Origin of the sequence: uncultured Brachyspira sp. (genome assembly GCF_934747485.1) — a bacterium.
Classification (GTDB): domain Bacteria; phylum Spirochaetota; class Brachyspiria; order Brachyspirales; family Brachyspiraceae; genus Brachyspira.
Window position 1 is genome coordinate 1 of record NZ_CAKVGN010000021.1, and the last position, 14,110, is coordinate 14,110.

General features: G+C 27.0%; 13 protein-coding genes. 8 read left to right on the forward strand and 5 right to left on the reverse strand.

Annotation, left to right across the window (positions count from 1 at the left end):
• Positions 1-264 precede the first annotated feature (264 nt).
• Both Q0H31_RS05435 and Q0H31_RS05440 read right to left on the reverse strand, forming a co-directional pair.
• Entirely contained in the window at positions 265-840 is a 576-nt protein-coding gene (locus Q0H31_RS05435; protein WP_014933732.1) for a hypothetical protein, read from the reverse strand.
• Between the two features lie 17 nt (positions 841-857).
• Complete coding sequence (locus tag Q0H31_RS05440; protein ID WP_295296221.1) at positions 858-2,297, reverse strand: AAA family ATPase; 1,440 nt, start codon at positions 2,295-2,297, stop codon at positions 858-860.
• Positions 2,298-2,571: 274 nt separating this feature from the next.
• On the opposite strand from Q0H31_RS05440, the gene Q0H31_RS05445 reads away from it, so the two are divergent.
• Entirely contained in the window at positions 2,572-3,381 is an 810-nt protein-coding gene (locus Q0H31_RS05445) for a class I SAM-dependent methyltransferase (RefSeq protein ID WP_014933734.1), read from the forward strand.
• Between the two features lie 287 nt (positions 3,382-3,668).
• Here Q0H31_RS05445 and Q0H31_RS13225 read toward each other — a convergent pair whose 3' ends face one another.
• The gene (locus tag Q0H31_RS13225; RefSeq protein WP_331709038.1) at positions 3,669-3,800 is read right to left on the reverse strand and encodes a type II toxin-antitoxin system RelE/ParE family toxin; all 132 of its coding nucleotides are present in this window, start codon (positions 3,798-3,800) and stop codon (positions 3,669-3,671) included.
• Between the two features lie 39 nt (positions 3,801-3,839).
• Positions 3,840-4,088, reverse strand: a complete 249-nt coding sequence (locus Q0H31_RS05450; RefSeq protein ID WP_295296222.1) for a DUF6290 family protein — start codon at positions 4,086-4,088, stop codon at positions 3,840-3,842.
• 67 nt (positions 4,089-4,155) lie between these two features.
• Here Q0H31_RS05450 and ligA point away from each other — a divergent pair, with 67 nt between their 5' ends.
• The 7 genes from ligA to Q0H31_RS05485 all read left to right on the forward strand — a co-directional run bounded on the left by ligA (position 4,156) and on the right by Q0H31_RS05485 (position 11,776).
• Positions 4,156-6,147 carry an NAD-dependent DNA ligase LigA gene (gene ligA, locus Q0H31_RS05455; protein WP_295296252.1) on the forward strand — a complete coding sequence of 664 codons (1,992 nt, stop codon included), beginning with the start codon at positions 4,156-4,158 and terminating at the stop codon, positions 6,145-6,147.
• A gap of 163 nt (positions 6,148-6,310) precedes the next feature.
• A complete protein-coding gene (locus tag Q0H31_RS05460) occupies positions 6,311-7,297 on the forward strand; it encodes a hypothetical protein (RefSeq protein ID WP_295296223.1) in 987 nt (328 codons plus the stop codon).
• 72 nt (positions 7,298-7,369) lie between these two features.
• A complete protein-coding gene (locus tag Q0H31_RS05465; RefSeq protein ID WP_295296224.1) occupies positions 7,370-8,500 on the forward strand; it encodes a DUF362 domain-containing protein in 1,131 nt (376 codons plus the stop codon).
• A gap of 78 nt (positions 8,501-8,578) precedes the next feature.
• On the forward strand, positions 8,579-9,043 hold the full coding sequence (gene fabZ, locus Q0H31_RS05470) for a 3-hydroxyacyl-ACP dehydratase FabZ (protein ID WP_295296225.1): 465 nt from the start codon (positions 8,579-8,581) through the stop codon (positions 9,041-9,043).
• Between the two features lie 13 nt (positions 9,044-9,056).
• Positions 9,057-9,851: an acyl-ACP--UDP-N-acetylglucosamine O-acyltransferase gene (lpxA, locus tag Q0H31_RS05475; RefSeq protein ID WP_295296226.1), complete on the forward strand. Its 795-nt coding sequence runs from the start codon at positions 9,057-9,059 to the stop codon at positions 9,849-9,851.
• A gap of 6 nt (positions 9,852-9,857) precedes the next feature.
• Complete coding sequence (lpxB, locus tag Q0H31_RS05480) at positions 9,858-10,979, forward strand: lipid-A-disaccharide synthase (RefSeq protein ID WP_295296227.1); 1,122 nt, start codon at positions 9,858-9,860, stop codon at positions 10,977-10,979.
• A 2-nt stretch (positions 10,980-10,981) separates the two neighbouring features.
• Entirely contained in the window at positions 10,982-11,776 is a 795-nt protein-coding gene (locus Q0H31_RS05485) for a hypothetical protein (protein ID WP_295296228.1), read from the forward strand.
• On the opposite strand, the gene infB is transcribed toward Q0H31_RS05485, so the two are convergent.
• Positions 11,773-14,106 (reverse strand): translation initiation factor IF-2, encoded by a 2,334-nt coding sequence (infB, locus tag Q0H31_RS05490; protein WP_295296253.1) that lies wholly within the window; start codon positions 14,104-14,106, stop codon positions 11,773-11,775. The genes Q0H31_RS05485 and infB overlap by 4 nt on opposite strands.
• Positions 14,107-14,110: the final 4 nt, after the last annotated feature.

Sequence of the window (14,110 nt, forward strand, 5' to 3'; positions counted from 1 at the left end):
GTTAATTAAATTATAAGGAATACCTGCTTTTTTTAAACTAAAAAACGTGCAATATGTATGGCTCCTAAACAAAATAAAAAAACAAATTGTTTAGGAGCCACAGATATTGCTATTGCAATATATTTTAATTTTATGTTTAATATATTATCAATAAAAATATCATTAACGCACGGTAAACTAACTTTTAATGATAGGTTAAATTTGATTTTATCAATCAATTATATATCTAATATTTACTATGCGTGCGGTTTGTAGATTTTAAGTTTAAATAACTATGTCTGTATTATCTTGTAAATTGTATTTTATAATATTTAATATTTTTAAATCAAAAAATGATATATTGAGGTAATGAAAAGAATTATATATTTTACATTGATAAAATAAATCTCTATTATATGTTATATTCTTATTCTTATTTGTACTATCAATATTTTCAGCTTTTAATAATTTATCATATATTAAATATAAATAAATATTTTCTATCTTTAATTCATTTAATAAAACAGATATTATTCTTAAATAAGCCCCAAAATATTGATCTGAAAATTTTGTTAATTTATCATCATGAATATCTTTTTTTAGTTCTATTATATGCAAATCTAAATTATTATTTTTATTTTTTCTTATGATAACAGCATCAGCACATTTTTTTATTTTTAAATGGTTAAATTTCTTTTCTCCTTCTATATCTTTTGAACATATAGATTTATATCTTAATTTAATATTTATTTCCATTTCAGAATTTTTATCTTTAATATTAAAAATATCATCTTTATTTAATAAAATAAATTTGCACATGTTATTATCAATAATATCATAAAGTTGTTCAAAATTTTCCATAACAATTAAATACCTTTTTAAATATTCTCAGTAATTTCATCATATTCATTTGAAGCTTCATTGATATAATCATGGAAAGTTTCTATATAAAAACCTGTTTCTTTATTTCCTTTTAATGGTATTATATTTGTTGTATTATCTTTATCTGTATTAAATTGATATATTCTTATTTTTTCAATATCTATAATATCATTTTCAGTGTAGGAATATTTTTTTAATAAATTATCTTTTTTATCTTTTTTATCTTTATCATTTATAGAATTAAGTTTAATCATATTATTTATATGTTCTAAAATAGTATCACTATGAGTAGATATCATAAGATTTATATTTTTATTTACCAAATTAATAATTATTCTAGCCATTTGTTTTTGAAGTTTAAGATGCAAAGACATTTCAGGTTCTTCTATAAAAATAGTTCCAATATCTTTAGCATATTTTAAAAATAAATATAATGGTGCTGTTTCTGTAATTACTGCCGAGTTTAAATACATCGGGATTTTTAAGTCTGTATTATTAGGCTTATAATAATATCCTCCTGTTTCAGTATTAACTTCAATATTTCCCTGAATCATATTATGAAATATCTTTATCATATCTGTGTATTTTTCGTTTATTTTATATTCTTTTGACAAATCAATTAAGTTATTTATAAAATCACTAATAGGTTTTTGAAATAAATTTTTAATTTTTTGATTTTCAATATTAAATGCAGAAGTTATAGATTGTTTAGCTAATTCTTTATAAGATAAGAAAAAACCTGTTCTTGATGTTGGTAAGAATATTTTTTTGTTATAATAAATATTAAATATATATTTTGTTATACTAGAAAAAACAATCATTATAATATCTAATGTACTAAAATTGGGAATATTACCAGATATTGAATAATCATTCATATGATTTTTATATAAAATACTTATTTTTCTGTTATGTTCTAATAAAATTTTAAAATCAGGTTTATATATGTCTAAATTTAGATAATCTAAATTAAGTAAATTATCAATATCATTAAATATAAATTTCAATATTTTTTCTTTATATTTATTAATAAGTAAATTAAATAAATCATTAAGTAATTTTAATTCTTCCAATGATAAAAAAAATGTTTCATCTAATGTTTGTTCTTCACAAAATATATTTCGATTTTTAGTAGTATTAATAAAATAATAATTCTTTGCTTCTACTATTTTAGAATAATTTTCTTTATTATATTCTAAATGCTTATTTATAATACTTTCTATATCTTTGTACTCTTTTAAATTAAATAAAAAATCTTTATCTTGAAATAAAATATTTACGATTTCTTCTGAATAATTTGCAAATCCATATATTAATGTCATCAAATAACTTTTACCACTATTATTGTCACCTATAAATAAAACTAAATCGGAAAGTTCTATTTCTGCTTCTTTAATCTTTCCCAAATTTTTTACTGTGAGTTTTGAATATGACATTATTTTATTCCTTAAATAATAAATTATTTAAAATTATTATATCATATTTTTTAACAAAACAGTTAAGAAAATAATAAATTTAATTAATGCTTGGGCGGGGGCAGCAATTTCTAAATAAGTTATAAAGATAGTTTATATTAAACTTTAAAATTTATTTATTATAGAATAAAGTGTGGCTGTAAGTTATTTTATTAATAATATTTGACAAAAAACATATAAAGTTATATAATTTTTAAAAAAGTTAGAGCATTCTAACATTTAAGGAGATTATATTATGAATATTAATTTAAATGGTGTATCTGAAACTTTATTAATTACATTATGGGCAAAAGCAGAGGAGAGTAAAAGAAAAGATGCTATTATAGTAGATTCTAAATCTATAGATATATTAAATAAAGTTGATTATGATTTTTCAAAGTTTAAAAACTCCAAAGGAAGTCAAGTAGGTACTTGTATAAGAACAAAAATAATTGATGATATAATAAAAGATATTATTGAAAAAAGCATGTCAGAAAGTTTTACTATTATTAATTTAGGAGCAGGGCTTGATACAAGGGCAATTAGATTTATAAAAGATAACATATATTGGTATGATATAGATTTTGAAGATGTTATTTCTTTGAGAAAACAGTTTTTTTCAGAACTTGAAAATAATAAAAATTATGAATGCATATCATCGTCTATATTAGATTATAGGTGGATAAAAAATATTAAAGTAAGAGGTACTGTAATAATAATATCTGAAGGTGTTTTGATGTATATAGAAGAAACTTATATAAGGGAATTAATAGAAAAATTATCTGAGAATTTTATTAACAGTCATTTTATATTTGATATTATACCTACAATTGCAGCTAAAAATACAAAACATCATGAAACAGTAAAAGAAACAAATGCTGTATTTAGATGGGGATTAGATGTACCATCAGATATAGAAAAATTAAGTAGTCATATAAGATTTATAAATAGCTATAATTATGCGGATTATTTTAAGAATAGATGGGGAGTTATTGGAATATTAAGATATTTACCGCTTTTAAAAAAAATGATAAATTTTAATACTTTGCATATCAATCTTGTTTAATAATATAAATTATTGATTTGTTATACATGAAATTATAAAATATAAAAAATATGGAAATGTAATAAAAGTTTTTAAATTTAATTACACTCCCCACCCTCTAGAATGTTTATTTTTCTGGTATTTTAAATTTGTAGTATAATCAAAACAAATACAACTATATAAAAAACAAAAATGGAAAAATATTTGATAAAGCTTGCAAAAGAAAATGACGGTGTAGGTATAGAGTTCTGTCTAAAAATGGTATTGATTATAGTAAATAAGTTTATATGTTTTATGGGCATAGAAAATTAATCATTATAAATGTTTTTTCTATGTCCAATATCTATAACCATAATAATTAATTCATTATCAATAATTTTGCTTAGAATTCTATAATCTCCTACTCTATAATGCCAATATTCTTTTTTGAATAGTTCTATCTAATTTTTCTAAAGATTTTTTAGCTGTTTTTATAATATTTATTTTATATTTAAATCTTTTTTTACTTCATCAATAGAATATAACTCTTCTTCATTTTTTAGTCTATCTTCTGCTTCTAAAATAATTTTATAATCATAATAATCTTCTAAATATTCTATGATAGCATTTTCTATTAATTTATTTTCTGATATATTTTTTTCTTTAGCAATATTTTCTATATTTTTTTTAATGTTGAAGGCAAATCTAATACCATATTTATCTCCTAATAATTTAAGTATTGAATTCAAACCATTTTATATTATAATAAAACTATTATAAATTACAATAAATTTTAAATGCTCTAAGGGGTAAATGATGAACTTAGAAGAAGCTAAACAAAAAATTGAACAATTAACTAAAACTATCAACTATCACAATAAACTTTATTATACAGATGATAACCCTGAAATAGAAGATTATGAATATGATAAACTTTTTAGAGAATTAGAAAATCTTGAGAGAGAGTTTCCAGAATTAAAAAAAGAAGACAGCCCCACAAATAAAGTAGGAGGCACTATACTTGAAAAGTTTGAGAAGTTTGAGCATCCTATTGCAATGTATTCACTTTCTAATGTTATGAATGAAGAAGAGTTTTTGGAGTTTGATAATAGAATGCAAAAAGAACTTAATACAAGTAATATTAAATACACTGTTGAAAATAAATTTGACGGACTTGCTTTAGAGTTAATATACGAAAAAGGAAAACTTACTGTTGCAAGCACAAGAGGAGACGGACAGGTTGGGGAAAATGTTACTAATAATGTTAAGATGATAAGCAATGTTCCTAAAAACATAAAGGAGACAAAAAAACTAATTGTACGCGGAGAGGCATTAATAACCAAAAAAGATTTTGAAATCTTAAACAAAGAGAGAGAAGAGCTTGAAGAGATACCTTTTGCTAATGCAAGAAATGCGGCATCAGGCGGATTAAGACAATTAGACAGTGCTGAAAGTAAAAAAAGAAGATTAAAATTCTTTGCTTATCAGATTGCAAATTACAAAGATTTTGATTTAACTAATGAATATAAATCAATGGAGTTTTTATCAGAATTAGGCTTTACAGTTGAGGGAGTTCATCCAAATATTGAAGCTAAAAAAGTATTAGAGACTTATTACAGCATACAAGAAAACAGAAGCAAAATGGATTATGAGATTGACGGGCTTGTAATAAAGGTTGATGATGTTAAGTATCAGGAAAAATTAGGTTTTTTATCACGTGCTCCAAGATTTGCGGTTGCATTTAAGTTTAAGCCAGAAGAAAAAGAAACTATTTTAAAAAACATAGAAGTACAAGTTGGACGTACTGGTGCATTGACACCTGTTGCAAAATTAGAGCCTGTTCAAGTTGGAGGGGTTACTGTTTCAAATGTTACTCTTCATAACCCTAATGAAATAAAATCTAAAGATATAAGAATAGGAGACACTGTTGTAGTTATACGTTCGGGAGACGTTATACCAAAAATTGTGAGAGTGGTATTAGAGAAAAGACCTTCAGAGAGCAAAATTTTTGAGTTTCCTAAAAAATGTCCTGTATGCGGAGGAGATACTGCTATTACTGACGGCGATGTGATTGTGCGATGCATAAACGATGAATGCCCGAGTAAGATTACAAGATATATAGAATATTTTGTTTCAAAGCCTGCTATGAATATGGAGAGAGTAGGTAAAGAGTGGATTGCAGTATTTACAAAAAGCGGACTTGTTAAAACTCCAGCTGACCTTTATAAAATAACAAGAGATGATTTATTTAAGTTTGAAAGAATGGGAGAAAAATTAGCATCTTATATGCTTGAATCTATTGAAAACAGTAAAAACACTACTTTAAAAAGATTTATATATTCTTTAGGTATTCGTCAGGTGGGAGAGACTACTGCCGACTTGCTTGCTAAATATTTCACATCAATAGATAATTTTAAAAAAGCTACTATTGAAGACTTACAAAATATTGAGGGTATAGGTGAAATAAGTGCCAAAAGTATTTATGATTTTCTTAACAATGAAAAATCATTAAAATTAATAGAAGATTTAATTAATGCCGGTGTTAATCCTGTGTTTGAAAAGCTTACAACTGTAGAATCTCCACTCACAGGAAAGAATGTTGTAATAACAGGCTCTATAGAAGGTTTCACAAGGACTTCAGCAAAGGAAACAGCTGAAAGACTCGGAGCTAGTGTTCAGTCTGCGGTGTCAAAAAATACAGACATTTTGATAGTAGGAGAGAAAGCAGGAAGCAAGCTGAAAAAAGCTCAGGAATTAGGTATAGGGATAATGGAAGCAGATGAGTTTATAAAGATAGCTAATTTATAATATTAAATTTTATATTAATTTGTTATTAAAAATTAATAGTATTTCTTTTCTATAGGAAACATAATATAAAAAATTGATTTTTTACAGCTATTGACTTTTTTTATTCGAGTGTATACAATTAAATTACTTGGCGAAGCATTGTATTTTGCCGAGGAGTTTGAGTATGAAAATAATAACAGTGCTTTTATTGAATATATTTATACTCTTTAGTAGTAATATGCTTTTTTCTCAAGATATAACTTTTAGAGTTACAGGTATATCTGGAGTTGCTTTTATAGAAAAATCAGATAAATCATTAAGAGTTTTTAGAGGTAGCGAAATACATAAAGGATATAAATTAACTACACAAAGTAATACAACTGCAGAGATTACTGTATTGGAAAATGGAAATAATATAGGTACTATTTTATTAAATGAAAATAGTATGATGATGGTTAATGATTCTTCTTATGAAAATTCTTATATATCATTATCTTTACTTCATGGATATTTTACTGTTAATATAGAAAATAATTATCAGGTACATACAGCAAATGTTTCTTCTATTGTTGGTTTTGATAATACAGCATCTAAAGTTGAGTTTGCTTTTTCTGAAGACGGTTCTACTATAGTAATTCCTGTTAATATTAAAGTTAGTGTTTATACCGATAATGATGAAAGGATTCTTAATCCCAGAGAGGTTTATATAGCTGGTTTTGACGGAAATAATAGAGTAGTAAAGCAAGGAAGTGATACAGACCCTTTAGTATTTTTAAATAGGGGTGAGGAAAATGCAAGACAAGATTCTATTTCTACAATAGAAGGTTTGATTTCTGCTATGGAAGATATTTCTCATAATGATATTACTTTAGTTTCTGCTGTATCATTAACAGATGTAGATAATGGTGAAAAAGATATTAATGCTTTGGAAATGAAAAAGAATAGAATGATAGCAGGTAATGAAGGTTATTATAATTCTATAGTAAGATTAATTAATTCAGATTCTGTAAGTAAGAATGAAATGATACCTTATGCAAGAAAGTCATTAGGATTATATAGTGCAAATCAAAGAGCTATTAGTAAGATGGATTCTGCATTAAATAGAACTCGTGATAAGTTTAACAGAATTAAAAAAGATTTTGACAGAAAGATGCATGGCGTTTCTGAATAGTTATTAATTTAAAGCTTATAATTTTTTATTCTTAATATTTATTAAAAAATCGTTATATTATAAAGGGACTAAATGAGTAAAGTAGTTATAATTAAATGTGATAATTATGATTTAGATATGGTTAAATCTGCCATTAACCGAGGTATAGATTTACTTGGAGGAATAGATTTATTTGTTCATAATAATGATAAGGTATTATTGAAGCCTAATTTATTAGCGGCAGAAACAGCTGATAAATCTGTAACAACGCATCCTGTAGTTTTTGAGGCTATAGCATCAATTTTGCAAGAGAAGGGGTGTAGAGTTTCTTATGGCGATTCACCCGGTGTTGGGAAGGGCAGCAGTGTTGCTTTGAAGGCTGGAATTGATGAGGTTGCGGGCAGACTTAATATAGAATATGCTGATTTTGATGAGCCTGTTGGTGTTAATTTCCCTGATGGTGTTCAAGAGAAGAATTTTACTGTGGCAAAGCCTGTTACAGAGGCTGACGTTATAATTAGTTTGCCTAAATTAAAATCTCATGCTTTAACTGTAATGACAGGTGCTGTAAAAAACCAATTTGGATGCATACCCGGTTTTAGAAAGGCAGAATATCATTTAAAGCTTCCTGATTTTGAAGATTTTTCTACTATGCTTTTGGACTTAAATAAATATGTTAGCCCAAAATTATATATAATGGATGCTATACTTGCTATGGAAGGTAATGGACCAAGAAGCGGAAATCCAAGAAAAGTGAATGCTTTGCTATTTTCTACTGATGCTGTTGCTTTAGATTATATTGCTTCAAAGATTATATCTTTTGATTATAATAATATACCTACTATAAAAATGGGATTTAAACATAATTTCTCTAACAAAGATGATATAGAAGTTTTGGGCGATGATATAGAGAGTGTTAAAGTTATTGATTTTAAAAAGCCTCATAAGAGAATAGGTATAGGAAGAAGTTTAATGAAATTTGCCAATTTTCCTATGGTAAAAAGGTTATTTTCTTTTATTATACCTAAGCCTGTTATAGATAAAAATAAATGTGTAAAATGCGGAGTATGTGTTAAGGTTTGTCCTGTTACGCCTTTGGCTTTAAACTTTGATAAAAAGGGTAAAAATTATCCTCCTGAATATTATTATGATAAATGCATTACTTGTTATTGCTGTCAGGAATTATGTCCGCATAAGGCTATATTTTTAAAAAGAAAGTTTTAAATTGCTTGAAGTTTAGTTAATATTGTGTTATCATTATATAATATTATAAGAAGAATTTTTTTAAAAAGGTAATGATAAATGGAAAATATTAATATAACTAAAATAATGGAGCTTCTTCCGCATAGATATCCTTTTTTGCTTGTAGATAAAGTAATAAGCATAGAAGAAGGTAAAATACATTCTCTAAAAAATGTTACTTTTAATGAACCTCAATTTACAGGTCATTTTCCAGAAAGCCCTATAATGCCCGGTGTTTTAATGGTTGAAGCATTGGCACAAACTTCTGGTATATATTGCTATATGAAGCTTTTAAAGCCTGAAGAGATTGGCAATAAGTTTATGTTTTTTGCTAAGATAGATAATGTTAAGTTTAAAAATCCTGTTATACCGGGAGATGTAATGGATATGTTTGTTACTGTTGAAGCTTTTAATGGAACTTTACTTAAGACTCATGGTGAAGTTAGGGTAGGGGATAGTTTAGCTTGTTCTGCCGATTTAGGATTGTTTTTAGTAGATAAAGAAGCTATGAAGATTAATAAATAATTGGATAACAAAAATGAAAAAAGATATACATGAAACTGCTATTATTTCAGAGTCTGCTAAAATAGCTGACAATGTAAAAATAGGACCTTATAGTGTAATAGAAGGCAATGTAACTATAGAAGAAAACACTGTAATAGGTGCTCATAGTGTTATAAAAGAATATACTAATATAGGAAAAAACAATATTATTCATGATAATGTTGTATTAGGCGATTTACCTCAAGATATACATTTTGATAGGAATACTGTTACATTTTTAGAGATTGGTGATAATAATGAGATAAGAGAGTTTGCCAATTTGCATAGAGCATCAAAAGAAAATGCAAAAACTATTATAAAAAATAATTGTTATATAATGGCTACTGGGCATGTTGCTCATGATTGTGAGATTAATGATAATGTTATTATATGTAATGGTGCTTTGGTTGCGGGTCATGTGAAGGTTGGAAAGGGAGCTTTTATTTCAGGGAACTGTGTTGTGCATCAATTTTGTTCCATAGGCGAATATGCTATGATTAGCGGAATGTCTGCGGTTGGCAGGGATATTCTTCCATATGCTTTAACTGCTCATGCAGGTGAGGCTATTATATATAAACTTAATTTAGTTGGTATGAGAAGAGCGGGTTTTACTTCTGAAGAGATTAGTCAGGCTGAAGAGGCTTATGATATGTGGTTTAATTGGAATAAAACAAAGCAAGAGTTTTTGGATAGATATTTAGATGATGATAGTTTAAATGATATAGCTAAAAAGATAGTTGTTTTTATATCAGAGTCTAAAAGAGGAATAACTCCAAGAAAAACAGTGTGATAATATATGAGAATCTTTATAGCCACAGGAGAAGTATCTGGCGACATTCAGGGAGCCTTGATTGCAAATGAGATAAAAAAAATAGCACCTCAAACTATAATAGATGGATTTGGCGGTGTTGAGATGAAGAAGGCTAATGTTAATATTTTGTCTGATATGTCAACACTATCCACTATGGGTATATTTGAAGGTATTAATCCTAAATTTGCTTTCAAAAAACTTGGAGCTTTTAATATATTAAAAGAGTATCTTAAAAATAATAAAGTTGATATTATGCTTCTTGTGGATAATCAAGGAGTTAATCTCATATTAGCTAAATATTGTAGAAAAAATAATATTCCTTATATTTATTATTTTCCTCCGCATGTGGGTATATGGGGTGAATGGAATGCTAAAAGGCTTTTATCTGCTAAAAAGATAATAACTCCATTTAAATTCGATTATGATGTTTATAAAAAATATAATTGTAATGCTGTTTATAGCGGACATCCTTTTGCAGATATTAATTATAATAGAGAAGTTTCTCCATTAAATATGGATAAAAAAGAGTATACTGTTGGTGTATTATTTGGAAGCAGATATCAAGAGATTAAAAAACTTGCTCCTGTGTTTATTAAATCTATGAAGATACTTAATGATATGCTATTTGGAAATATAAGATTTATTATTCCTGTTGCTTATCCTGAATATAGAGAACCTATAGAGAATATTATTAATGATTATAAAGATTTATTGAATGGTGTATATTATTCTATTGTAGAAAATAAAGATGATATTTATATATATTCTGATGCTCTTATAATGTCGAGCGGTACTGCAAGTTTAATAGCTGCCTGTTATGGAAAACCTATGGTTATATGTTATAAGATATCGCATTTAACTTTTCTGCTTGGTAAGGTTTTTACTAATATTAAATATGTTGGCATGCCTAATGTTATGCTTAATGAAGAGGCTGCTCCTGAGCTTCTTCAGAGGGATTGTAATCCAAATGCTATTAGCAGCCATATGATAAAATATTTAACAGATAAAGAATATTATAATAAAACTAGTTCTAATTTACTTAGGGTGAGAGAATTACTTGGTGATAAAAATGTATTAGAACGCGTTGCAAAAGAGATTATTAATTAAAAATGGTAAATGATGATTTTTTTGATAATATAGAAGAATATTTAAAAAAGACAAATATTGAGTTTGATATTCTTTTTGTTGATTATATTACGAAAGATAAAATCGCTTTATTAGTAAATAAGATATTAAATAAATATAATATAGAAAAATATTATGATGATGTTATTTATATATTAATGGAGCTTATTAGCAACGCTGTTAAGGCGAGATATTTGCATTTAATTAGCTTAAAAATACTTAGTGAGATGTATCCTAATTATTCTTTAGATGAATATTATACTAACCCCGAAATAATGAAAAAATATTCAGATATATTTAGAGATGATGATAGCAGAGAAAAATTAAAAAGTATTTTAAAATATGAAAATAAAATTATATCTTCTAATAAGAATATAGATATTGATAATTTTTATAATGATATTTTATTATTAAATGAAAGCACTAAGAAAAAATTTATTATAAAATTATTTATCCGCATTACAAAAAACAATATAGAGTTTGATGTTGTTAATGATTCTCCGCTTATTATACTTGGCCGTACGAGAATAGACAGTAAGAGATTAACTTTTAAAGAATATTATAATAATAACATGGTAGAGAGTTTTTTCTTAGAACAATTAGACAATAGCGAAAGTGCAGGTTTTGGATTAGCTTTATGCGACCTTAGACTATACAATATAGGACTTGAGCCTACAAAGTATTTAGAGATATATGATGACGATAATAAAACTCATTCAAAATTGACAATACCTATAAAAAGTGTATTTAGTCATTTAATATTCCACAACAAATATTAAAGTTCTTGTGCAATCTCTTCAATTTTAAATATTTCTAATAAATCGCCTTTTTTAATATCATTGAAATTTTCTATAGAAGCACCGCATTCATATCCGCTAGCAACTTCTTTAACATCATCTTTAATACGTCTTAAAGAAGAGATTTTGCTAGTATAAATAAGCACGTTATCTCTCATCACTCTAACACCGGCATTTCTTTCTATTTTACCGCTAGTTACATAACAACCCGCAATAGTGCCAACCTTAGGGACATGGAATACATCTCTAACCTCAACAGTGCCAATATCCACTTCTTTTTTAAGTCTTTCAAGAGAACCTTTCATAGCGTTTTGTATAGATTCTATTGCTTCATAAATGATGTCGTATCTCTCTATAGGTATAGCAAGTTTTTCAGCTAACTCTCTTGCCTTGCCAGAAGGACGAACTCTGTATGCAATTATTATGGCATTAGAAGCATGAGCTAAGTTTACATCACTTTCAGTAACAGCCCCTGATGCACTATATATTGAAACGAAACGAATTTTATCACTTTGTATTTTGTTTAGAGCATCTCTTAAAGCCTCAGCACTTCCCTGAACATCAGCTTTAATTATAACCTTAAACTCTTTCATGGCATCTGATGCTATTTTTTCATAAAGATTTTCTAAAGTAACTTTAACATTAGCCTTCAAAGCCTCTTGCTGTTTCAATTGTACTCTCTTATCAGCTATGGCTTTAGCCTCTTTTTCATCAAGCATAACATTGAAAGATTCACCAGCTTCAGGAGTCTTCTCAAAACCCAAAACTTCAACAGGAGTAGAAGGTAAGGCCTTAGTTACTCTCTGACCTAAATCATTAACCATAGCACGCACTTTACCCACAGAAAGTCCGCAAACAAAATAATCTCCAATTTTTAAAGTACCATTTTGAACTAATACAGTACCAATAGGACCTCTTCCTTGGTCAAGCGAAGCTTCTAATACAATACCAATAGCCTCTCTGTTAGGATTAGCTTTTAATTCGAGCATTTCAGCTTGAAGTATAATAGCTTCCAAAAGGTCATTAATACCTTGTTTAGTTAAAGCACTCACTCCAATATATTGAGTATCTCCTCCCCATTCTTCAGGAGTAAGACCATGTTCAGATAAAGCAGCCTTAACTTTATCCATAGAAGCATTAGGCAAATCCATTTTATTAACAGCAACAATAATAGGTACATTAGCTTCTTTAGCATGATTCAAAGCCTCTAAAGTTTGAGGCATAACACCGTCATCAGAAGCAACAACAAGTATTACTATATCGGTACTTTTTGCTCCTCTTGCTCTCATCATGGTAAATGCAGCGTGTCCCGGAGTATCAATAAAAGCTATCTCTCCGCTTGGGATTTTTACTTTATAAGCACCTATATTTTGAGTAATACCGCCGCTTTCTTTGGAAGTGATATTACTATGTCTTATAGCATCAAGAAGTGAAGTTTTACCATGGTCAACGTGTCCCATAATTGTTACAACAGGCGGACGAGGTTTTAAATCCTCTGGTTTATCTTCTTTTATCTCTATAGTAGCTTCTTCTTGTAATGATATAACATTAACCTTACATCCAAAATCATCAGCAATAATTGTAGCAGTATCAGAATCTATTATATCATTAACTCTAGCCATAGTACCCATACCCATAAGTTTAGATATTATGTCTGAAGCTCTTAAATTCATTTTTTTAGCTAAATCTCCAACAGTAATAGTCTCCATTATGCTGATTTCTTTTTCAACACTTGCAAGTCTTTGTTCTTGCTGAAGTTTTTTAGCTTGCATCTTATTAAATATTTTATTCTCTTGTCTTTGAGCAGCTTCTGCTTTAGAATCTTTTTGAGAAGATTTTTTATCGTATTCTTTTTCTTTCTTCTCATAATCTCTTTTTTTATTGTCTTTCTTATTATCTTTTTTAAATGATACCTCTTCTACAGGAGGAGGAGTAATTTGACTGTTTTTATATTGTTTATCTTTAGAGAAATCTCTATTATTATTAGAGTCTTTATTAAAACTTCTATTATCTCTTTCTCTATTATCTTTTACATTATTATTTTCTCTGTTATTAAATTTGTTGTTATTGTTGAAAGGTTTTTTTGTTTCTGCATTTTGTACATTTTCTGTTTTTGCAGAATCTTGTTTTTCTTTATGTATGATAATCTTTTTTACAACGACTTTTTTTACTTTTTTTACAGTAGCACTCGCCTGACTTTCTTCTGTATTATTAGAATTATTGGATTTTTTATTGATAATTACTTTTTTAGGTTTATTATCAGAAGATAAGTTTTGCTGATTTTTGTCATTACTCTCATTTATTTGAGGCATCATT